At 58.8% G+C, this 20743-nt stretch carries 21 protein-coding genes and 1 pseudogene; 3 read left to right on the top strand and 19 right to left on the bottom strand.

Going from position 1 to position 20743, the window contains the following annotated elements:
- Nucleotides 1-36: 36 nt before the first annotated feature.
- The 5 genes and pseudogenes from sthA to AC13Q5_RS01805 all read right to left on the bottom strand — a co-directional run bounded on the left by sthA (nt 37) and on the right by AC13Q5_RS01805 (nt 2921).
- Complete coding sequence (sthA, locus tag AC13Q5_RS01825; RefSeq protein ID WP_075852470.1) at nt 37-1443, bottom strand: Si-specific NAD(P)(+) transhydrogenase; 1407 nt, start codon at nt 1441-1443, stop codon at nt 37-39.
- A 122-nt stretch (nt 1444-1565) separates the two neighbouring features.
- Nucleotides 1566-2162 (bottom strand): dual specificity protein phosphatase family protein, encoded by a 597-nt coding sequence (locus AC13Q5_RS01820; RefSeq protein ID WP_075852471.1) that lies wholly within the window; start codon nt 2160-2162, stop codon nt 1566-1568.
- A gap of 41 nt (nt 2163-2203) precedes the next feature.
- Nucleotides 2204-2329: a hypothetical protein gene (locus AC13Q5_RS01815; protein WP_457882349.1), complete on the bottom strand. Its 126-nt coding sequence runs from the start codon at nt 2327-2329 to the stop codon at nt 2204-2206.
- A 92-nt stretch (nt 2330-2421) separates the two neighbouring features.
- Nucleotides 2422-2586 (bottom strand): annotated as a pseudogene (locus AC13Q5_RS01810) (JAB domain-containing protein); the annotation flags it as partial.
- 104 nt (nt 2587-2690) lie between these two features.
- The gene (locus AC13Q5_RS01805; protein ID WP_488500721.1) at nt 2691-2921 is read right to left on the bottom strand and encodes a helix-turn-helix transcriptional regulator; all 231 of its coding nucleotides are present in this window, start codon (nt 2919-2921) and stop codon (nt 2691-2693) included.
- A gap of 624 nt (nt 2922-3545) precedes the next feature.
- Between AC13Q5_RS01805 and AC13Q5_RS01800 the strand changes: the two genes are divergently transcribed.
- Complete coding sequence (locus tag AC13Q5_RS01800; RefSeq protein WP_488500720.1) at nt 3546-4499, top strand: XdhC family protein; 954 nt, start codon at nt 3546-3548, stop codon at nt 4497-4499.
- Between the two features lie 7 nt (nt 4500-4506).
- Here the strand turns inward: AC13Q5_RS01800 and AC13Q5_RS01795 are convergent, their stop codons facing one another.
- From AC13Q5_RS01795 to AC13Q5_RS01760, 8 genes are all read right to left on the bottom strand, one after another.
- Nucleotides 4507-5988 carry an alginate export family protein gene (locus tag AC13Q5_RS01795; RefSeq protein ID WP_488500719.1) on the bottom strand — a complete coding sequence of 494 codons (1482 nt, stop codon included), beginning with the start codon at nt 5986-5988 and terminating at the stop codon, nt 4507-4509.
- Nucleotides 5989-6011: 23 nt separating this feature from the next.
- The gene (locus AC13Q5_RS01790) at nt 6012-6623 is read right to left on the bottom strand and encodes a hypothetical protein (RefSeq protein WP_488500718.1); all 612 of its coding nucleotides are present in this window, start codon (nt 6621-6623) and stop codon (nt 6012-6014) included.
- On the bottom strand, nt 6620-7084 hold the full coding sequence (locus tag AC13Q5_RS01785) for a (2Fe-2S)-binding protein (RefSeq protein WP_488501156.1): 465 nt from the start codon (nt 7082-7084) through the stop codon (nt 6620-6622). The genes AC13Q5_RS01790 and AC13Q5_RS01785 overlap by 4 nt, the downstream gene beginning before the upstream one ends.
- A 17-nt stretch (nt 7085-7101) precedes the next feature.
- Nucleotides 7102-9213, bottom strand: coding sequence for a xanthine dehydrogenase family protein molybdopterin-binding subunit (locus AC13Q5_RS01780; protein ID WP_488500717.1), 2112 nt, complete (start codon nt 9211-9213; stop codon nt 7102-7104).
- A 468-nt stretch (nt 9214-9681) separates the two neighbouring features.
- Nucleotides 9682-9798, bottom strand: coding sequence for a helix-turn-helix transcriptional regulator (locus AC13Q5_RS01775; protein ID WP_488501155.1), 117 nt, complete (start codon nt 9796-9798; stop codon nt 9682-9684).
- Between the two features lie 233 nt (nt 9799-10031).
- Complete coding sequence (locus AC13Q5_RS01770) at nt 10032-10598, bottom strand: isochorismatase family protein (RefSeq protein WP_488500716.1); 567 nt, start codon at nt 10596-10598, stop codon at nt 10032-10034.
- Nucleotides 10599-10710: 112 nt separating this feature from the next.
- Complete coding sequence (locus AC13Q5_RS01765; protein WP_488500715.1) at nt 10711-11598, bottom strand: aldo/keto reductase family protein; 888 nt, start codon at nt 11596-11598, stop codon at nt 10711-10713.
- A 133-nt stretch (nt 11599-11731) separates the two neighbouring features.
- Complete coding sequence (locus tag AC13Q5_RS01760) at nt 11732-12292, bottom strand: flavodoxin family protein (RefSeq protein WP_488500714.1); 561 nt, start codon at nt 12290-12292, stop codon at nt 11732-11734.
- 432 nt (nt 12293-12724) lie between these two features.
- Between AC13Q5_RS01760 and AC13Q5_RS01755 the strand changes: the two genes are divergently transcribed.
- Together AC13Q5_RS01755 and AC13Q5_RS01750 are read left to right on the top strand one after the other, a co-directional pair.
- Nucleotides 12725-13453, top strand: coding sequence for a carboxymuconolactone decarboxylase family protein (locus AC13Q5_RS01755; protein WP_488500713.1), 729 nt, complete (start codon nt 12725-12727; stop codon nt 13451-13453).
- 117 nt (nt 13454-13570) lie between these two features.
- Nucleotides 13571-14476, top strand: coding sequence for a LysR substrate-binding domain-containing protein (locus AC13Q5_RS01750; RefSeq protein WP_488500712.1), 906 nt, complete (start codon nt 13571-13573; stop codon nt 14474-14476).
- Nucleotides 14477-14735: 259 nt separating this feature from the next.
- On the opposite strand, the gene AC13Q5_RS01745 is transcribed toward AC13Q5_RS01750, so the two are convergent.
- The 6 genes from AC13Q5_RS01745 to AC13Q5_RS01720 form a co-directional block, all read right to left on the bottom strand.
- Nucleotides 14736-15635 (bottom strand): LysR family transcriptional regulator, encoded by a 900-nt coding sequence (locus tag AC13Q5_RS01745; RefSeq protein ID WP_488500711.1) that lies wholly within the window; start codon nt 15633-15635, stop codon nt 14736-14738.
- 199 nt (nt 15636-15834) lie between these two features.
- A complete protein-coding gene (locus tag AC13Q5_RS01740; protein WP_488500710.1) occupies nt 15835-16713 on the bottom strand; it encodes an aldo/keto reductase in 879 nt (292 codons plus the stop codon).
- Nucleotides 16714-16779: 66 nt separating this feature from the next.
- Nucleotides 16780-17529 (bottom strand): SDR family NAD(P)-dependent oxidoreductase, encoded by a 750-nt coding sequence (locus AC13Q5_RS01735; RefSeq protein ID WP_488500709.1) that lies wholly within the window; start codon nt 17527-17529, stop codon nt 16780-16782.
- A 34-nt stretch (nt 17530-17563) separates the two neighbouring features.
- A complete protein-coding gene (locus AC13Q5_RS01730) occupies nt 17564-18571 on the bottom strand; it encodes a zinc-dependent alcohol dehydrogenase family protein (RefSeq protein ID WP_488500708.1) in 1008 nt (335 codons plus the stop codon).
- Nucleotides 18572-18912: 341 nt separating this feature from the next.
- On the bottom strand, nt 18913-19476 hold the full coding sequence (locus tag AC13Q5_RS01725; protein WP_488500707.1) for a DUF1579 family protein: 564 nt from the start codon (nt 19474-19476) through the stop codon (nt 18913-18915).
- Nucleotides 19477-19532: 56 nt separating this feature from the next.
- Entirely contained in the window at nt 19533-20540 is a 1008-nt protein-coding gene (locus AC13Q5_RS01720; protein ID WP_488500706.1) for a zinc-dependent alcohol dehydrogenase family protein, read from the bottom strand.
- Nucleotides 20541-20743 lie beyond the last annotated feature (203 nt).

The raw sequence follows: 20743 nt of genomic DNA, 5'->3' as shown, positions 1-20743 counted from the left end.
GCTCAACGCTGTCACCTGGCGTGAGCTTCATGGTGCCTAGAGCTCCGACTTGATGTCGCCCATACGATTCCAGGCATCGAGGCCCGCAATCTTGTAGGCTTCGGCGAGTGTCGGATAGTTGAAGGTGTTTTCGACGAAATATTCGACAGTGCCCTTGAGGTTCAGCACGGCCTGACCGATGTGCACGAGCTCGGTCGCACCTTCACCGACGATGTGGACGCCGAGGAGGCGGCGGGTCTTCAGCGAGAAGATCATTTTCAACAGGCCCGTGTCGAGGCCCATGATGTGGCCGCGCGAGGTCTCGCGGAAGCGGGCAATGCCGCATTCATAAGGGATATGCCTTTCCTTGACTTCTTCCTCGGAAAGGCCGCAGGTCGAAATTTCCGGCACGGCGTAGATGCCATAGGGGAAGTATTTCGGCGGCTCCTTGGCGATCGCGCCGACAGCGACGCGGGCGGCGATGCGGCCCTGTTCCATCGAGGTGGAAGCAAGGCTCGGGAAGCCGACGACATCGCCTGCCGCAAAGATATGCGGGACCTTGGTGGCGAAGGTTTCCGGATTGACGCTCAAGCGGCCGCGGGCGTCGGCCTCAAGGCCGGCGGCGGGGAGATTAAGTGTATCGGTCGCACCCATGCGGCCGGCGGCGAAGAGAACCATGTCGGTGGTCAGGCGGCGGCCGTTGTCGAGCGTCAGTTCCACCTTGCCATTCGGCAGGCGCTCCACCTTCTCAGCCTTCTGGCCGAGCAGCAGCTTCATGTTGCGATCGCGCAGCTGATAGGTGAAGTCTTCGACGATCTCCTTGTCGATAAAATCAAGCATGGTCGACTTCGGATCGATCAGCGTCACTTGCGTGTCAAGCGCGCTGAAGATGGTCGCATATTCGATGCCGATGACGCCGGCGCCGATGACAACCATCGACCGGGGCAATTCCTCGATATCAAGCAGCTCGTCGCTGTCGAGAACCGTCTTGCCATCGAAGGGCATATAATCCGGACGAAACGGCTTGGTGCCCACGGCAAGCAGAATGCTTGCCGCGGTGACCGTGACGACTTCGCCATCATCCTTGACGACCTGCATGGTCTGCGGATCGACGAAGCTTGCCTTGCCGCGAATATGTTGAACGCGATTGCGCGCGAACTGGTGTTCCAGCACCTCGACTTCATGGTCGAGCGTGATCAGCAGACGACGCCGCAGATCTTCCGCGCTGATCTCCTGCTTGACGCGGTAGGCGCGACCGTAGAAGCCGCGCTCGCGCCAGCCGGAGAGGTTGAGCGCGGTTTCGCGCAGCGTCTTGGAGGGAATGGTGCCGGTGTGGACAGAAACGCCGCCAACGCGCTTGCCTTGCTCGATCACGAGCACCCTCTTGCCGAGTTTGGCGGCTTGGATAGCGCCCCTGCGGCCGGCAGGGCCGCTACCCACGACTAGAAGATCGAATTGGTCCATCGGGAAGCCTCGGCTGACTGGAATAGGGAATCAATGTCGCAATGCAACATGCTCCGTCAACCGGTAGCTGCTCAATGTTACAGATTATCTAACAGGAAACGTCTGAGATCAGGAGCCAGATATCAGGAGGCAGAGAAGCCGAGCCAGGGTTCCAGCTTCTCGAATGTCCGGTTCATGGCGTAGGCGCGCGTGAAGGAGAATGGCAGATGACCGTAGATGATCGACATCTGGCCTTCTGCGGTAGCCTCATTGGTCTTGGCAATGGCAGCAAGGTAAAGCGCCGAGGCAAGGCCGGTTCTGTCGGCGCCGGCCTGGCAATGAATGAGAATCGGCTTCGGCGCATCGCGCATGATTTCGACAAGCTGCGCGGCCTGCGCCTGTGTCAGCTCTCGGCCGGAAGACATGTGGAAATCGATATGGTTGATGTTGAGCTCTTTCGCCTCGGCAACTTCCTTATCGTACCAATGGTGCCCACTATTGTCGCCACGCAGGTTGATAATGGTCTTGATGCCGTATTGCTTCTGGAACTCGGCGATGTTGGTGGCCGACGGCTGCGAGGAGCGGTACAGTTCGCCGACGATGACCGGATGGAAGTTTGTCGTCCAGAGCATGTGGGCATAGAAGCCGCCGGCGACCACCAGAAAAGCGCCCGCCGTAACAAGCGCGCCGCGACCGATACGAAGGAGGCGATTGGCAAGCACGGGCGACATCTTCGGCATTCGATCTCCAGATGGCCACGCATGCAGGCGAATAGGCCAAATCAAACAACAGCTTCCGCCAGCGAACCTGCTGGCAGGATGTGGCGATCCTTCTGCCAGATCATCCTGACGCCGAGCTGAAAAATGAAAGGAGTGATCGCGATGACGATTTCGGGATATTTCGCCAAGATCGCAAGAACCAGAATCTAAAAATAATTAAATAAAATCAAAAATATATATTATAAAATTGAAGTATTTGATTATCGCGCGTGCGACAATTTCAAATCAGCCGCAACGCGCGGAAGCTGACATGGCCGTTTTTCCCAATGATAACATGATCGTGAACGGTGATGCCCAAAGGCTTGGCGGTGTCGATGATTGTCTTGGTCATCTCGATATCCGCGCGGGACGGAGTTGGGTCTCCCGATGGATGGTTGTGCACCAGGCCTCTTCTCTTGGCAAGTTATTGATAAATCTAAGGAAAATATAGCCTATGCCCGACGTTGGGGGCTGAGACTGGGACATGCTGCCAGTGTCCGATCGTGATCGTCACGCTTCATCACCATTCGTCATGGTGACAGCCTTTGACGCACGGCACTGCACCTTATTTCTTTCGTCCCACGAATCAAGTTCACCGACCGGATAAAGAACCGCTTTGCCGATTTTCACGAACGAGGGACCCACTCGCATCACCCGCCAGTTTCGAAGTGTGCCGACAGAAACGCCACCACGATAGCGTTCGGACACTTCTTCGGGCGTGAGGAATTTACTTTCAGTCATAGCTGTCTCCCGCGTGGCAACGTAATCGGCCTCGTCGCCGATCAAATTTGGATGTTGGATGCGGAACGGCGTGTATATGCCGCTCAACGACGCCTTGGACAGAGATTGGCGGCCATTGCCCGCTGCCTCATGCCTGTGCACGGACATTCATGCAGAACTTGCGAGCTCTTTAGAAGGCCCATCCGCTTGGCGTAGGGAAAACGGATATCCGCGGCGGCATATCGGCGGGTTTGTTTGGTACAAATAGCGGCGACCAACCCGCATCCAATTGCACGATTGTAGAATCCTATTCTCCTTGCTGCGGAAAACAAATCGCTGCTGTCGGTAAGGTTTCTACATTAATATCACCCGTGAAAGGTGAATTGTCGATCTCCGAGCTGTCGCGCGCATGTCCAGCGGCTCCTGCACGCACGAGGTGGACCTGGCCCGCCAACGGAGATCATGGATGCGATGCGCGTACAATTGATGGTTCGAGCTCTGCTTGCGGTTGGTGATACCCAAAACGGCCAAGAGTCGCGGTATTCTCCGCCCGTTGCTGACCCTGCACGGAAGCCCTTTTTCGACTGGAGTTACCGCCGCCTCGGAAATTGCGCTTCTCTCCGAATCTGAGAGGGCGACGAGCGCATGAAGAAAGCTCGCTCAGTATTCCGCTTCCTGATGAATGCCGCTGATCGCGGAGAGAGCACGGCCCTAGTTACCATTACCGGCGTCGAGGGCGCTTCGTCCCGAACTGCCGGAACACACATGGCGGTAAGTGAGACTGGTGCCTGGTGGGGTTCGCTCTCTGGCGGGTGTGTTGAGGCGGCAGTAGTGGGAGAAGCGAAGCGCATCATTGCAAGCGGCCGTGCCGAACTCATTCGTTTCGGCGCTGGCTCGCGCTACATTGACATACGGCTTCCATGTGGCGGCGGCTTGGACCTGCTCTTCGTGCCCAACCCCGCGCTAGACGCGCTTGGTGTAGCCCATGACCTACTTGCGGCGCGTCACTCCGTGTCGTTGCTGCTAACGCAAGAAGGTGAAATGTCAGCCGTCCTCAGTGCGTCCGAAGATCGAACAGGTTGGAGAGACCAAGGATATCTGGTTCGCCATGATCCTGATCTTAGATTGCAAATCGTTGGCCATGGGGAGGAGACAATTTCTCTTGCCGCTCTGGCGGGCACATTCGGCGCCGACGTAGCGGTGCTGACGCCTGACGCGCGCGTGGCAGACGAAGTTATGCGCAGAGGCCTGTGGGCTCGCCAGCTGCAGGGGCCGAGGCGGACGCCTGATTTTATGGCCGACCGGCACACCGCCGCCGTCCTGCTTTTCCACGACCATGATTGGGAACCGGAGCTTCTCGGCCAGGCGCTGGAGAGCGATGCTTTCTTTGTTGGGGCGATGGGCAGCAAGCGGACACACGAAAAGCGCGTCGAGATTCTTCGCGCGAGCGGCGTCTCTGCGAGCAATATTTCTCGGCTTGTCGCTCCGCTGGGATTGATCCCTTCGACTCGTGATCCAGATTCCCTGGCAGTTTCGATCCTCAGCCAGATCGTTGGTCATAGCCAGTTGGCCGGTCGAGCGAAAACGCCGCTGCGTTAGGCAGCGGCTACCACCCATGCTTGAACTCGACACCAACATAGTTCGCGTCGTGAGCGCCCGCATTTCGCAAGGCGTCGCCGATCGCAAAATGTACGGCCTCGACTGCCACGGTCGTCGCGCGATCTACCGTCCAGTCGAGTCGTATCTGGCCGTAACTTCCTGTGTACGCTCCAGGACGCCCAGCCGTGTTCGGCACGGGCACGACCGGATAGGTGTAGATTGCGTCGGCCGTGTTCTCACGCCATTGGGCCGCGGCAGCCAACATCACCTTCAACGATGAGGTGGGATAGAGCGTGAGTGAAGGCTTCACGTGGACGAGGTTCGAGTAACCTGTGTATCCAGCGAGCATGAGATAGGCGCCGTTAGGAAATAGAGGATTGAAAGTGCCGAAGTCCTCTCCAGCCGACTTGCTGTCGCCCGATGCAGCGTCGATTTGGATCCCCAATCTGGGTGTCCAAAACATATCGGCAATTGTGTAGCCTGCGATTGCTCCAAACGCCCAGGCCTCGATATTGCGAGAGCCGATGCGACCCGTTTGGTTCATCGCCTCCAAGTCCCAGTCGATGTGATTGGCCTGGCCGCCGACGTGGACATCGAAAATATCTCGGCGCTCATCACCGACCGCGTTTGGGAAACGGCCATCCGCTTGCGTAAATTTCGCGTAGTAGGCACTGATGTTTGTGGATTCGGATAGCTTGTGCTCTACGCGCATCCCCGCGAAGGTCTGATGATTGACGCCACTATAGTCGTCGAACGCTGCGCCGTCCCGCGTTTGGACCGGGAGGCTATATAGAAGCTCATAACGCCATGGACCGGTTTCGTACTCGGCCCAGGCGGCGTCATAAGATTGGCGGACGTTCGGCCCATCTCGCACGGACACAAAGCGCTGCAGGTCGAACCCGATTTGCTGGCGCCCGAGTCGAAACCTTAGTGTTCCGTCCCCGACCGGCTCAGTAAGTGCAACGAAAGCCTGCTCAAGATCCAGACGATTTTGGTCGATGGGTAGCGGCTTGTCCTTCCACGGGGCAAAGTCGCTCTGGAGCTGAACAAAAATCTGCAACTGATCTGCGACGCGAAGGTCGGCATGAAATTCGTTGCGACTGATGACAAAATTCTGGCCGCGATTGGTGCCGACGCCGAACCCTTGCGCATTGTTGGACTCAAATCGATCCCGCGTGTTCGCGCCGAAGGAGAGATACGTCTGCGGATCGGTATCGGATAGGGGAATGTATTTGAGGTCGTCGAACGGCTGGCGCGGAACGCGCGGGTCCGCGAGCACCGACCAATCTTCCTGCCATCGGTTGAATAATATGGCCGGCAGTTGGGGTGTCGCTGGCTGGTCGCTTTGCTCTTGTGCCAGAGCGCTCTGCGGATGTGCAAACAGGCAAAGGACGGATAAGGCAAATGCGGCTTGTTTAGTGCGTGCTGCACCGAAGCTGCGCGGCGAGGCGCCTCCGCATGGCGGTGGTTTTACGTCGGTGCGTCTCAAGGATATTGCGGGTCGACGAACTCTCAAGGGCAAGGCGATCCAGCTTTGGCCCACGCCCGTGTTGCCGCAACAAATGCATCGTGACTCACCGGCGGCGTCTGGCGCTCGGTTCCGTCAGCTCGCTTGCCTGGTGACCATGCCCACAAGACGAGATGCTCCGTTGCGTTGTGCTCGATCAGTTGTTCGGCCGTGCGATGACCATTCCGGCTTTGATCATTCATCAGCATGCAAAGCTCATGGCCGGTCATGAGCACACCTGGTGCCCGCTCCCATTGCATCGACCGGGGTGCCAGATGCCATCCAGGAGCTCCAGGGACGCCAGATGCATCGGAGTTCGTATCGTGGTGGCACATCGCGCATTGCGCGCCGGGCACGCCGAACCCGTCAGGACCGCGCACGATCTCGAAGTTATGCCGGTGTCGATCATCACCCTGGCGGGGAAAATCCGTGTGCGTGTGACAGTTGGAGCAGCGCGGGCTCATCATCACGGATTCCATCACCCGCCATTGCGCCAAGCCGTCTTCCCGCTTGGTGGACGGCGGAGGTGCGGCCGCCGCCGCGATCGCCACAGCCACGGCACTGATCGCACATGCGCCGAAGATCCAGTACGCGAAGGATCGTCCGAGAGTGGTCATGACTTGCCCTTCGCTGCGAGGTTTGCCGCAGTGTGGATTGCCGGCCGGACGCGCGCGTAGGTCCCGCAGCGGCATACGTTGGTGATGCCCTGGCTGATATCCTCGTCACTGGGGTGTGGAATCTTCTGGAGAAGGGCCGCCGCCGACATGATCATCCCCGATTGGCAGTAGCCGCATTGAGGAACCTGGTGTTGGACCCACGCGACCTGCACGGGGTGGGAGCGGTCCGGCGAGAGTCCCTCGATCGTGGTGACGTGCTTGCCTTCGAGCAGCGCGGCCGGGTAGGTGCACGAGCGCACGGACTCGCCATCCACGTGAACCGTGCACGCTCCGCACGCGCCAATGCCGCAGCCGAATTTCGTGCCTGTCAGCCCGACCAACTCCCGGATGACCCAAAGCAACGGTTCGTCAGGGGGAGCATCGATATCGACGTCGTGGCCGTTTACGGTGAATTTCATGATCGGGGCCCCCGTCGTCGTTAGGCAAGTTGCAGATTGTTTCGAGACAGCGGCATTGCGCGCAAACGCTTGCCGGTGGCCGCAAAGATTGCGTTGGCGAGAGCGGGGGCTGTCACCACAGGGCTGACCTCACCCATCGCCCCTAGGGGACCGCCGCCCTCAATGAATTCGGTGATTAGCATCGGGCTTTCGCCAAGATAGGGCATGGCATAGGTGTCGAAGTTGGTTTGGCGGACTGCACCGTCCGCGAACGTCACTTCCGACTTGCACCCGGCCAGCCCAAAAATGGTGCCGCCTTCGATCTGGGCGGCGGAAATGCCGGGATCGAACACCCGACCGGGATCGACAACGGAGGTCGCGCGCTCGACCTTGACTTGGTCGCCGCGGACGTGAACCTGAAGGACCTGGGCAATGAGCGAGCCGAAGGCCAAGGCAAAAGCGATGCCGCGACCTTGACCTTTTTGGAGAGGCTTCCCCCAATTGCTGAGTTCTGCGGCGCGATCGAGGACCTTCAGCGCCTTGGCATTCGATCGCAGAAGGTGACGTCGATATGCATAGGGGTCCTGGCCCGCCACGCCGGCCAACTCGTCGATGAAGCTTTCAAGCGCGAAAATGTTCGGACCATAGCCCGTCGTCCGCATGGTCGATGTCGGAACGCCCACCTCGAGCAGATGGAAATCTACGTGGCGATGCTCGATCGCGTAGAGGCATTCCTTCATGCCCTCGATGCAAAAGGGGTCGATGCGGCTTTGCTTAACCTGATCGACGAGTGCCGGATTGACCGCGCTGATAATGGTCGGTGACACAACACGAGCAACGATAGCCTCTGGAAACCCTTCCTTATCCAGTGCTGCCGTCAATCTCACGGAGGTCGCAGGGCGGAAGGCATCCCTGTGCATGTCCTCTTCGCGGTCCCAGAGGACTTTGACCGGGGCCTTTACCGCGCGGGAAATCAGCGCCGCCTGTACGATGAAATCGGCCTGTGACCGGCGACCGAAGGCACCGCCCATATAGGGTGTTCGGTTGACTTCGACCTGCTCGCCCTTGAATCCGAGCGCAGCTTGCAGTTGGTACCATGCGAGGTTCTGACCGGCTGTCGGGGCCCAGACGACGCAATGATCGTCCGTCGTATGCGCGACAGCGTTCATTGGCTCCATGGTGGCATGAGCAAGGAACGGGTTCTCATAGTCCCGCTCGATCCGTTTCTTTGCCGCGGCAACATGCGCGGGAGCGTCGCCCTCATTTACGGGCGTCGCGAAGGGGCCGGAATTCAGCCGGTCCTTGTAAGCTTCGCTTAGGGCTTCGGTGTTGATCTTTGCAGCAGACGCGGGATTCTTGGTCGTCGTGTCGGCCTTGAGCATCGCGCTGCGTGCATGCCAGTAGGTGTCGGCGACAACGGCGAAGCCTCCGTCGATTGGAACGACCGCGACGACGCCGGGCATCCGCAGCAGCGCGTCGCGATTGTTGAGCTCGAGCTGGGATCCGAAAGCTGCGCCGGTCCGCACCGCAGCATTGAGCATGCCAGGGACCTTGAAATCGATCCCGAAGACGGCCGAGCCATCCACCTTGGATGGTACGTCGACCCGCGCCAGCGATCGGCCGACGAGCTTGAGTTCGGCATCCTCCTTGAGCTTGGGTTTTTCGGGCGGGGTAATCTTCGCGGCTGAGGCGGCCAGCTCTCCGAACGACGCGCGCCTTCCGCTCGGCATATGGATGACGAAGCTTTGCTCGGTCTTCATTTCGGATGCCGGAAGACCCCAGGTCTGGCTCGCCGCCGCGAGCAGCATTTCCCGTGCGCTTGCCCCGACGGTGCGCATGATGTCGTAGAAGGTCTGGATGCTCATGCTGTTGCCAGTGAACATCCACTTGAACAAGGGATTGGCGTAGGCGGGGTCGTAGGGTGCATTTTCCAGCCGGACGTTCGCCCAGTCCGCGCCGAGTTCATCCACGAGAGTAGCGGGCAAAGTTGTGCTGATGCCTTGCCCGATCTCGGCTTGGCTGAGGATGATGGTGACTGTGTTGTCTGATTGCACGCGAACCCATGCGTTGAGCGCGATCTCGCCTGCGGGCACTTCCTTTGTCGCGGCTCCGACCAACTGCGCGGCCCTTACAGGAGCCGAAAGGCTCAGCATGAAACCACCTGCAAGCAATGCAGTGGATTGGATCAGACGCCGCCGGTCGATTTGAATAACATCTGTGGGAGAGTTGTCGCGCATAGAGCTGAATTCCGCCGGATTTCGGCAGAAGCCATGGACACCAGGCGCGTTGCTGCACCGCCTTCAGGACCCCACAATCTTCTGCCCTTTGAGCGCCAGTATAATGGGGAGGCGCGGTTGTCAGTGGCGAGAAGTTTTCCCCAGCCAGTAGATCGAGCGTCTACAATGGCTTGCTCTGGAGAGGTCGCCAGCTCGGGTCCGGTGGCCGTAGACATGGCGCAAGAAACGCACAAGAGGGTTTCTGGGGCATTCGGCCGTGAAGTGAAGATAGGCTCAGCGTTTCCAACCGCAGATGCTATTCCATCCTCTTGATCGGTCGTGCCTTCGCTTGGTGACGTCTGGGTGCGGGGCGCGCCTAACTGGCGTCGTGCGTCGCGCCTGCAGTCATGCCTCGGCTTCTGCCGGGTCCCACACGATACATCTCGCGGAAAGCGCGAAACGCTGCGGGAACTCTCCGCGTTGTTCCATTTCGTAAATTGTGCTGTCGGCGAGCGGGATCATTTCGCGCAACTGTTGCCGTCGAATCGTTCGGCGCAGTGGTGCGCTAGCAGACGCAGGAGTCATTTAAATCTCCTACCGATTTCTCTGCCTGAAATAGAAAGCGATAGGTCTTGGAAAGTGAAGAGGTCACAGGCATACGTGCGGCAATAGCGTATCGCAGCGTGCAAATCGGACGGAGTGCATGAGATCAATCATAAGTCCGCCGTGAAGCCTCTTTCTCTGCACAGCGTGGTCTAGTTTTCTTCCAGTTCTCGAAGAAGGCGTAATATCTCGGCGCCAGGGCGGGTTGCGACATCAGGTGCCAGTCTCATCAGAATGCTTCGGACACAGGTCACCGTGGCGCCGGCGTTTTCCATCTGGCGAAGAACAGCACTTTCGGTCCGCTGGGATCGGCTGCCGATTGCGTCGACCGGAACAATCACTTCATACCCTGCCGCGAGGCCGTCGAGCGCGGTCTGGAGGACCGCCACCTCCGTAGAACAGCCGGCTATAACGAGGGTTCGACGTTTATGAACCGCGAGGGACTGGACGATCTCGCCTTTGAGAAATGGACTGGCGATGGTCCGTTGAAAGCTATTGGCTTCTGTCGCGAATAGCTCAAGTTCGGGAATTAGCGTCCCGGGTCCCCGCGAGTCTGGCACCAGTGCAAAGGTCATCGGCAGACCAAGCAACTCTCCGGCCACGGCCAGGACCGCGACTGCCGATGAAAGGGCGGCTGGCGGGTTGGTGCGACTGTTTGCGATAATCGCTGGTTGGAGATCGACGAAGAATAACTGCGTTTCACCGACAATGGGAGTCATGGGACTGCTCGCCCGGGATGGTGGTTGGCACGGAGATAGAGGTGCTCGATGCACCTTCAGCCGATGTGTCCCGCGCGTGCAATGAATGTCGCCGGTCGAGAACAGTGTACGGTCAATCAACGAGGCTCGGGTCGCCAGATGACCAAGCGATCCCATCGCCGCGGTCCAAGGTGCTGATCAGCTCCATGTCCTGGTCGTCGATCGAAAAACCATCGAGGTCGATGTTCTGCCGCATGCGCTCTGGATTGAGGCTCTTGGGAAGCACTGCATAGCCATTCTGAACGCCCCACTTTAGGAGAAGCTGGGCCTCCGTGACCGAATATTTTTGAGCGATTGTTGCGAAGACGCCATCGTCTCGCTTCATCTCTTCGGTCTTCGCGCTGCTCTGTCCAGGCTTAGACCTCCATGTCGATAGCGGAGCAAGGCTGCTATACGCGATCGGAGCGATGCCGTTCGCCCGCATGTAAGCGACGAGATCGGGTTTCTGCGACCAGGGATGAAGCTCGACCTGATTGGCTTCCGGCATCGGAAGGCCGGCCGCCTTGATTTCTTCAAGATGCTTTTGGCGGAAGTTGCTGACTCCGACCGCCCGCGCCTTTCCGATGCGCTTGAGTTCGAGGAGAGCACGCCATTGGGCCAAGCGTTCGCGACCGCCCTGTGGCGAATGGATCAGATAGAGATCGACGTAGCTCAGTCCGAGGCGCGCTAAGCTGGCGTCACATTGGGTGGCCGTATGCTCGGGATGGCCTGGCCACAGCTTGGCGGTCACGAACATATCTTGGCGGGACAGCCCGGTGCTTTCCAGGCCTGCGCGGATACCCGCACCGACCGCCTCCTCATTCTGATAGACCGCCGCCGTATCGACATGACGATATCCGACGGTGATGGCGGCGCGCACAGCGTCCGGCGCGTCGTTCGGGGAAACCAAAAAGGTTCCGAATCCGACCGCCGGAATGTTCGTATCCGCATTGATGGGAAATGTTCTCTGAAGGATCGTCATCGAAAGTCTCCTGAATTCATCCGGCTAGACGTCTTTCTGCCCCTGCGCCTGATTTTGGCTCTGAAAGGAGTTGGTAGCGAGCGAGGGGCAGAAAGGTGGACGAGGAGCGTACTCGTCTCGCGGCGGCCGCAGTCTAGGCGGTCACGCCTTTGCGGAATTGCGAAGTGATCTCGGCTACACGTTGACCGAGATAGGCCGCCGTCAGCAGATCGCTCTCGATTGGTGAAAGCTCCGGTGATTCATCGTTCGACTGAGCCATCGCGCCGAGCCAGCCTCCGACCCGATTGAGTTCGCCGTTACTCTTGCCAGGAAAGATATCGAGGCCGATCCAGATCATGCCATGCTGGGCTGCAAACAGAGCCATCGATACCAGAGAATTGAGCTTGTCGCCGTGCATGGCGCCCGAGTTGGTAAAGCCGGCGGCGGTCTTGTTGCGCCACTTTTGCGGGAACCACGCAGGCCGGGTCGAGGCTTCCATGAACGCCTTGAGGCGTGCGCTGATCAGCCCGTTGTATGTAGGTGAACCAAAGATGATTCCGTCGCAGGCTTCAAGTTCGTCCCAGTCAATTTCGCTGTCAGCGACTGCAATAAGCTTGGCTTCGACACCCGCCACCCTGGCTACGCCTTGCGCTACAGCGTCAGCCTGTTTGGCTGTGTGCCCGTAGCCGCTGTCATATACGATCGCTATCTTCATGCCGTTTAGTCCACCTTATATATCGAGTTCGCTTGTGTGGCCCACAGATCTCCGGAGTGCGCGTAGATCGCGTCAACGTTTCAGAGAACGCACCTTCAGAGGGGCAGGTTGGCCATGCGCATTCATGATACTGGAGACTGGATGACGACAGTGTGGAAATTTCATCGTCAACGAGTAGCCACTGCGTCTACAATTCTTGCCGCTGTGCGGGTGCACGCAGGCGGATTGTAGGCTTCGAATCTACAGCGTGGTGAAAATATATCGCCACCGGCGGTCAGAATTCTACACTAACATGATTTGCAATATTTCAGCGCCTGATTGCTCTGCCAGGCCACGCTCGGTGTGTTGCGGCCCCTTTGCAATTTAAGGCGGATGATTGCTGTTGGCGATCAGGGCGCTGCTTTCTTTCCGACCCTTGGAGAACTCCCGTTCATGACCGAGTCCCCGGCCCCTCTCAACGCACTTCACTCGACGATGAACGAGTCCCGCGCATCCTTATTAATGAAGTACACTCAGGAGCAAATCGTGGGCGACCTCTGGCATAGGCCAGGTCTCTCGCCGCGCGATAGGTCGATTGTGACGCTGTCTACGCTGATTTCACGAAACAGCATTGGTGCGCTTCCGCACTATTTCACAAAGGCTCTTGATAGTGGATTGAAGCCGGCAGAAGTTTCGGAACTGATCACTCACGTTGCGTTCTATGCAAGCTGGCCTTACGCGTTAGCTGCAAACGGGGTACTGCACGACATCTTCACGCAGCGCGGGATCGGCGTTGAGGGTCTGCAGGAAGTGTCGCCGAAGCTTCTCCCAATCGAAGAGGCGCTTCCAGATGAGAGTGCACGCGTCGCATACATCCAGGAGAATGTTGCTCCTATCTCCGGCGCTTTGCAGCATTTCACCGACAATCTACTCTACCATGAGATCTGGCTGCGGCCAGGTCTCGCGCCGCGCGACCGAGGACTGGCGACAATTGCGGTGCTCTGCGCGCTGGGACAGTTTACATTCTTGCCGATCTACATGAACCGCGCCGTCATGAAGGGTGTAACGAAAGAGGAGATCGGTGAACTGCTCGGTCACACCGCCTTCTACGCGGGATGGAGCAATGCGGTTGAAGCCGCGACAGTCGCCAACAAATTCTTTGCGCAGCGAAGTGGGCGCTGATCGCGACACAATCGAAGCATCCGATCGCCGGGTGGCGAGCGTGAATCGAGCCGATAGCAATACAGGGTCACTTTCGGCCTTTCCGTTCGCAAATCCCGGCGTCTACGCGAGTGGTCTATGAGAGATAGTTTGGATGGAATTGGGGTCTTCGTAGAGGCGGCCGAAGCGGGAGGATTCTCTCGTGCGGCCGAGCGCTTGGCGCTGTCTCGCTCGGCCGTCGGCAAGACCATTGCTCGTCTTGAGTCCCGATTGGGCGTTCGCCTGTTCCATCGCACCACGCGCAGTCAGAGCCTCACCGAAGACGGACAGATCTATTACGAACGCTGCTTGCGGGCGTTGGAGGAGCTGAAGATTGGCGCGGCGCTGCTGGAGTCTGGGCGCCGTGAGGTTGCCGGAAGACTCAAGATCGCCATGCCGCTGCTGTTCGGTCGCTACTGCGTGACACCAATTCTGCTGGAACTCGCGGCTCAACATCCCAAGCTGGAATTGGATATCCATTTGAGCGACCAGGTGGTTGATCTCATCGGCGACGGGTTTGATCTCGCAATCCGCCATCACTCGCCCGGCTCTGGTGGCGCTCTCCAAGCGAAAAAGATCGTCAGCCTGCGGAAGGTGGTGTGCGCCTCTCCCAGCTATCTGGCCGCTCGTGGCACACCGACGGATCTCGCCACGCTGATCGAGCACGAGGCGCTGGTGTATTGGCACCGTGATCACATTTTTCCCTGGACCTTCCAAGGAGGCGATGATCGCCCGGTCGAGCCCGAACTGAGATGGCGCTTGCAGTTTGACAGCTACGAAGCGGTCACAGACGCTGCCGTAAAGGGGATGGGGGTCGCCTGCCTCCCCAATTGGCTGATCCGCGATCATCTGGAGACGAACCGGCTCATTTCCTTGCTGGAAGATGTTCCGACGATTCCCTTCGACACATTCGTCGTGTGGCCTGCCGCGAAAAATCTGCCGATGAAACTTCGCGTCGCCGTCGATGCGTTAATGGATGGGCTCCAATGGGCCGGCAGTCCCTAATTCGCCATATGCAACGTCTCAACCGGGGATATTCGCGGTGGGCGGCGTTCGGGCCAGGTCCGTCAAGCAGGTCGCATCCGCCGTTGGTGAAGGTTCAGCGCTTATCTCGAAGATCCGGGCCTATCTGAACATTTGATCACAATTCCAGGCCGCTCGCCCGTACCGTCCACGGCGGTGCGCCCCCACCGGCGGCGGCACCCGACTCGGGGTCAATTAAGCAGTATCTTTTCGATCTCATTGGCGTCCGTGTCCTGGCCGTCTAGGCGTGTTGGTCCATCATACCCTTTGCGATCGCAACGAGGCGGAGGACGTAGTGCTCGGGGTTTGTGTCCAACCAAGCAGCCTTGATTGGGCAGGAGCTATTGCGGCCGGTGATCCGGCGCCACACTGTACCATCGATCGATATGGATTGAGCTGATCCCACATCGCCCAGCGTAACACCCTTTCCGAGTTTCACTTTTACCGCCACCGTGGCTTGGCCAGCTTGGCAGTATTCAATTTCCGGAGCGGCCATTCCCTCGAAAAGGATCCGAAAGGAGGCGGGGTCGATTTGTGGGCCGTCCACTCCCATCGGCACGAGGAGCCTCTCATTTGAGAAGTCCTCCCATGTTAAAGTCTCGCGCTGTACGAGGTGATGACCGGCCGGCAGAAGAACAGAGAGCTCCTCCTGCCAGATCATCTCAGCAGAGCAGGCATTCACATTGCAGCAGCCATCGACGAACGCGACGTCGAGGCGGCGGCGCCTTACGGCGGCGATCAATTGTGACGCCGTTCCATCGCGAATTGAAACATCGACGTGCGGGTATCGATTCCGGAAGCGGTCCACTAGCCGCAATAGAGACTCCTGGCCAACCGGCACGCCCAGCCCAATACGGAGCACAGATGTTTTCTCGTCCCGCTGAGCCGCCTCGATAAGGGCATCCTCTAGGCCGTCGAAATGTCCACGCGCCGATGCTAGCCAGTCCTTGCCTTCCGCCGTAAGCTGAACGCCATCATTTTTGCGCTCGAAGAGTTGGACATTGAGGTATTGCTCGATGGCGGCAATGTTTCTGCTGACGGTTGATTCCTGCACACCAAGCGCTTGCGCAACGCGTCGCATGCTGCCGTAGTCGGCTGCCGCGATGACGTATCGGAGCGCTCGAAGTGCATCTATTCTCAATGAAACACCTCGTCGCGGGAATATAGTTCACTCGAAGCAATAAGAGCGCCCGTCCTGGCAAGTTTCTGAGACCAGAACACGCGGGTTCCGAATGCATGATGGGGACGCTTTGACTAATTTTGTCCATTTGCTTGAAGAGCAGTTGACGAGCTCATGATGCAGTCTCGGCAGGGCCTTACGTTAGCAATCTGATGAGCGTTCACCTGGCAGACCTTCGATTTCTTATCGTTTCGAGGTCGTTCAACTCCGGGTCCGGTCCGCCACGCTCGTTGCAGTCGAGAGCGTCAATGGAATCGATTTCCTCGGGTGTGAGCTGAAAGTCGAAGATGTCGATGTTTTCTGCGATCCTTTCGGAACGGCTTGACTTCGGAATTGCAGAAATTCCGTGCTGTAGGTGCCAGCGCAAAATAATCTGCGCCGCGGTCTTTCCGTATTTTGCCGCAATTCTCGTGATGACCTGATCATGGAGCGGGTCGTGCACGATCGCCGGATCTTTGGCCCAATAGCGCTTCACCCCGCCAATGGGCGACCAGGCTTGCGTTATGACGGCATGCTCGTTGTTGGCAGCCCGCACCGCTGGCTGCGTGAAATAGGGATGAAGCTCGACCTGATTGATGGCGGGCGCCACGTCGCTGTTCTTGATCAGGTTGACCAGATGGTCGGGATTGAAGTTGCAGACTCCGATCGCGCGTGTTCGTCCCTCGACGAGCAGCTTCTCCAGCGCGCGCCAGGACGCCAGTGTCGCGTCGAAGGTACGCGGAATCGGCCAGTGAAGGAGATAGAGGTCGAGATAGTCGAGACCCAGTTTCGCCAAGCTGGTCTCAAAGCCTTGCAGGGCGGCCTCATAGCCATAGTCGGCTAGGAAGAGCTTGGTCGTGACGAACAGCTCGGAACGATCGATGCCGCTCTGGCGAATGCCCTCGCCAACGTTGGTTTCATTGCCGTAGGCAGCGGCGGTGTCGATGAGGCGGTAGCCGGTCTCGATGGCGGTCCGCACCATGCCGGCTGTCTCGTCACCGCCGCTGAAGAGGACCCCGAGTCCCAGGGCTGGCATCCGCACACCATTATTCAGTGTCATCGTGGGGCTCGAGGTCATAGTCTCTTCCGTTTGAACGTTGATGGGTAGCCTATCTTGCCCGAATGCTCAGGCGGCCCAGCCGCCGTCGACGGCATACTCGGCGCCGGTAACGAAGCTGGCTTCTGGGGAGGCGAGAAGGGCCACGATTCCGGCCACCTCCTCCGGCCTGCCAAAGCGGCCGAGTGGGGTGGCCTGCGTCAGGCCATTTGTCATGTCCTGGTTTACGTCCGCCGCCTGGCCGGTTTTGTCATAGATCGGCGTCTGGATGGGGCCGGGGCTGACGATGTTGACGCGGATCCCTTCGCTGGCCAGTTCCTTCGCCCAGGACTTGCTGAGCGCCGTAACGGCCGCCTTGCTGGCCGAATAGACTGAAAGGTTCTTCATCGGGCGAATCGCGATCACCGAGGAGATGTTGATGATGGTCCCCTTGGAGACCTTCAGCAGGGGCAAGGCTTGCCGAGTAGTGTCAATCAAACCCCTGACGTTGACGCGGAAGACGTTGTCGAAATGGGCAAGCTCGATTTCCGCCAGTGGCGACGCCGGCGCGATGCCGACGTTGTTCACCAACACGTCGAGCTTGCCATAGCGCTGCGTGACCTCGGCCAAGGTGCGCACGACATCCTCTTCGCGACCGATGTCGGCCACGAGATAGGAGATCTTGTCATTCTGGCTTGCCGACTCCTTGAGCGCGTCCTCGTGGCGGCCAGTGATCAGCACGTCAGCGCCTTCACTGGCAAGCCGCTTGGCGATGTCGCGACCGATGCCGGTGCTGCCACCCGTCAGGAGCACAGTTTTATTTTCGAGGCGATTAGTCATTTCTTGCTCCATTTGGTGCAGTTGCGAAGATCTATTACTGGCCAAGTTCGATCACGACTTTGCCAATGTGAGAGGCGGACTCCAGATATCGGTAGGCGTCGACGGCTTCCTCGAAGGCGAAAACCTTGCCGATTACCGGTCGGATTTTGTGGTGCTGAATCATTCGGTTCATGGCCTCATGATCGGCTGTGGATCCGACCATTACGCCGCGAAGTGTTTTCCACGGCACCAGGGCCCGAGGGCTGAGAGCGCCGCTGGACAAAGCGCCGATCATATGAATCTGGCCACCGACAGCGGCGCTCGCGGCCGAGCGATCGATCGTCCCGCCGCCGCCGACCTCCACGACATGGTCGACACCGCGACCGTCCGTCAGCCGCAGAACTTCCTGCTGCCATTCGGGAAACGCCTGATAGTTGATGATCTCGGCCGCTCCGAGATTGCGCGCGGTTTCCAGCTTGTCATTGCTCGAGGAGGTCGCGATGACCCGCGCGCCGGCCGCGCTGGCGAAGCGGATGGCAAAGGTCGACACGCCACCGGTGCCCAGCGTGAGCACCGTTTGTCCGCTCAGGACGGGGCGCGCGCCAAATAGCGCGTTGAAGGCGGTTACGCCCGCGCAAGGAAAGCAAGCCGCTTCCTGGTACGAGAGATGATCGGGGACATGGACGGCATGGCGCTCATCGCAAGCGATAATCTCAGCCAGTACGCCGTCTACGACCGCACCGCGGAAACGCGGCGGATCTTGCGCCGTCATCGGCCCGGCAATCCAACTGCTACTGAATGTGGGAGTTACCCGGTCACCGACCTTGAATCGGCTGACGTCCGGCCCGACCGCGATAACCTCGCCCGCACCGTCCGATAAGGCGATAGTATGGTTCGGCCTCAAGCCATTGTAGTTGTCGTTGATGATGAGCAGGTCGCGGAAGTTAAGCGACCAAGCTCTCATCTTGATCAAGACCTGGCCGCGAACGGCTTCAGGATTCGGTCGTTCAGTCAGGCTAACGCTGTCGAGGCCGTTGGCTCCGTTAAGTTCGTAGACACGCATTTTTTATACTCATCTGTTGCGACCGTCCGTTGTCGCTATCAAGTAACAGCCGTCATCAGACGTAGCCCTTGGGCGACGCTGCGGTTTACAGACTGCGGCACAACCTAAAATATTGGATATTTGAGATAACCAATAGAGATCTTTGTTCCACATCATGTTGATTGAGGGTCTACAATCTAAAGGCCGGGCGTGCCGCGGGCACGGCAAAGGATCCTTGGCGGCCTTGATGTGGGGCATTTTGCTCTAACCCTCTGATGCGCGTTGCAGAGGGCCAGCGTATCCGTCCGCGTCGCGCCAAGAGGCTGGCAGGCTTGGAACGCGACGCGTCGGGCGCAGACGTTTTACTTCTTAATACAGTCGTCTTCGCCGATGATGGTCCACGAGCTCGCGCCGTGGAGCTTTAATTCGCCAGTCCAGTGCATACCGCCGTCGCTCTTGCGTGTGAATGTGTCGCGGAAGCCGGCGGTGCCCGCGAGGGCTACTGGCACGAAGCCCGGCGGTACAAAGCCTACGCCCTCTGCTACGAACGTATCGCCGCTCCAATCGCCAGCCGTTTCCACGCCGACATTGCCGACATTGTCGAGCCAGAAGAAGACGAGCTTCTTCTGTCCACCATCCCACGCGACCGTCCACGCGCCCGAATAGGGAGGCTTCGCCTCCTTCTGATCGTAGGCGACCGTGTAGGCAAAGCCGTCGCGGATGGGCTCGATCGTGATTTCGGAAGTGTAGGTCCTGACGGGCGATCCAGGAACCTGGCCCTTGCAGACCCACTTTCCGGCAAGCGGTTTCAGGCGCTCAAGTTCGGCTGCCGGTGTGGGGACCGGTAGCGCCGAATTCGAAGGCTTATCTTGTGCGAAGGCTGGTCCGGCCAAAAGGGAAATGAACAACAGTGCAGTGATACGCATGGCGCTCCTCATATAATAGCTAGAGTAAGAGATGGGGTATGGAACCTTGTGAGGACCTATTCCTCGTTCCGCGCGATGACCAATTTTCCCATGAGCCCGCCTGCCTCGAGCGCTCGATAGGCGTCAACGACCTCTTCGAACGCGAAGACCTGGCCGACGAGAGGGTGAATCTTATGCAGCTCGACCATCCTGTTCATCGCTTCATGGTCGGCGCGCGAGCCGACCATGAGCCCGCGTAGCGTCTTCGCGGATGTGAGCGCCCAGGGATCGAGTGTTTTCGCGTTTAATGGGCCGACTACGTGGATTTGTCCGCCGACGGCCGTACTCGCCACCGATCGCTCGACGGGGCCGCCGCCGACCTCAACGACATGGTCGACACCACGGCCCTCAGTAAGCCGGAGGACCTCCTCCTGCCATTCCGGAAAGGTCCGGTAATTGATGGTCTCGGACGCGCCGATCGAGCGGATCGCCCGCATCTTGGATTCACTCGACGAGGTCGCAATCACCCGCGCCCCAGCAGCGTTGGCGAACTGGATGGCAAAAGTTGACACAACGCCGGTGCCCAGAGTGAGGACGGTCTGCCCACTCAACAGCGGCCTGGGGCCAAAGAGCGCGCTCCAGGCGACGACGCCGGCGCAGGGGAGGCAAGCAGCCTCTTGAAAGGAGAGATGGTCCGGAATGCGAACTGCGTGGTTCTCGTCGCAGGCAACCAGTTCGGCTAAGACCCCGTCAATCGAGCCGCCGCGCGACAAAGGGATGTCGCTCGCGGCCATGGTGCCGGCGATCCAACTGCTGGAGAAGGTGGGGCTGACCCTATCCCCGACCTTGAAACGGCGAACGTCGGGTCCGATGGCGACGACTTCACCCGCGCTATCCGAAAGCGCGATGATATGGGTCGGTATCAGACCGTGATAATGACCGTTGATGACAAGGAGGTCGCGTGCATTGAGTGACCAAGCCTTCATCTGAATGAGAATCTGGCCGCTTAGAGGCTCAGGATCTGGACGTTGCACTTGAACGACGCTGTCCACCCCGTTTGCGCCATTCATTTCATAAGCAAGCATCTTTGGCCCTCTCGTGATGCGGCGGCGGAGAGGCAGAAGCCAAGATTGAGACGCGATAGTCTGAGCGCCGGCTGTGAGGGCCGGCTCAGAGCGCGATCGTCCCGCCAATTGTTGCGAGATTATATTGTAGTTTCAAATGGCGGTGTATCGCTTAGAGATCTACAATATGTAGCGTCCAGTTCTACGATCGCATGGTGACCCGT

The organism is Martinezella sp. CNPSo 3964 (assembly GCF_057784375.1).
Note: the sequence above shows the minus strand (reverse complement) of the source record. Positions and strands in the feature narration are given on the sequence as shown.

What these genes read in the sequence shown, in the direction of transcription:
- sthA (WP_075852470.1), bottom strand. Translation starts at nt 1,443, where the DNA reads ATGGACCAATTCGATCTTCTAGTCGTGGGTAGCGGCCCTGCCGGCCGC.
- AC13Q5_RS01820 (WP_075852471.1), bottom strand. Translation starts at nt 2,162, where the DNA reads ATGCCGAAGATGTCGCCCGTGCTTGCCAATCGCCTCCTTCGTATCGGT.
- AC13Q5_RS01805 (WP_488500721.1), bottom strand. Translation starts at nt 2,921, where the DNA reads ATGACTGAAAGTAAATTCCTCACGCCCGAAGAAGTGTCCGAACGCTAT.
- AC13Q5_RS01800 (WP_488500720.1), top strand. Translation starts at nt 3,546, where the DNA reads ATGAAGAAAGCTCGCTCAGTATTCCGCTTCCTGATGAATGCCGCTGAT.
- AC13Q5_RS01790 (WP_488500718.1), bottom strand. Translation starts at nt 6,623, where the DNA reads ATGACCACTCTCGGACGATCCTTCGCGTACTGGATCTTCGGCGCATGT.
- AC13Q5_RS01780 (WP_488500717.1), bottom strand. Translation starts at nt 9,213, where the DNA reads ATGCTGAGCCTTTCGGCTCCTGTAAGGGCCGCGCAGTTGGTCGGAGCC.
- AC13Q5_RS01775 (WP_488501155.1), bottom strand. Translation starts at nt 9,798, where the DNA reads ATGATCCCGCTCGCCGACAGCACAATTTACGAAATGGAACAACGCGGA.
- AC13Q5_RS01770 (WP_488500716.1), bottom strand. Translation starts at nt 10,598, where the DNA reads ATGACTCCCATTGTCGGTGAAACGCAGTTATTCTTCGTCGATCTCCAA.
- AC13Q5_RS01765 (WP_488500715.1), bottom strand. Translation starts at nt 11,598, where the DNA reads ATGACGATCCTTCAGAGAACATTTCCCATCAATGCGGATACGAACATT.
- AC13Q5_RS01760 (WP_488500714.1), bottom strand. Translation starts at nt 12,292, where the DNA reads ATGAAGATAGCGATCGTATATGACAGCGGCTACGGGCACACAGCCAAA.
- AC13Q5_RS01755 (WP_488500713.1), top strand. Translation starts at nt 12,725, where the DNA reads ATGACCGAGTCCCCGGCCCCTCTCAACGCACTTCACTCGACGATGAAC.
- AC13Q5_RS01750 (WP_488500712.1), top strand. Translation starts at nt 13,571, where the DNA reads ATGAGAGATAGTTTGGATGGAATTGGGGTCTTCGTAGAGGCGGCCGAA.
- AC13Q5_RS01740 (WP_488500710.1), bottom strand. Translation starts at nt 16,713, where the DNA reads ATGACACTGAATAATGGTGTGCGGATGCCAGCCCTGGGACTCGGGGTC.
- AC13Q5_RS01735 (WP_488500709.1), bottom strand. Translation starts at nt 17,529, where the DNA reads ATGACTAATCGCCTCGAAAATAAAACTGTGCTCCTGACGGGTGGCAGC.
- AC13Q5_RS01730 (WP_488500708.1), bottom strand. Translation starts at nt 18,571, where the DNA reads ATGCGTGTCTACGAACTTAACGGAGCCAACGGCCTCGACAGCGTTAGC.
- AC13Q5_RS01725 (WP_488500707.1), bottom strand. Translation starts at nt 19,476, where the DNA reads ATGCGTATCACTGCACTGTTGTTCATTTCCCTTTTGGCCGGACCAGCC.
- AC13Q5_RS01720 (WP_488500706.1), bottom strand. Translation starts at nt 20,540, where the DNA reads ATGCTTGCTTATGAAATGAATGGCGCAAACGGGGTGGACAGCGTCGTT.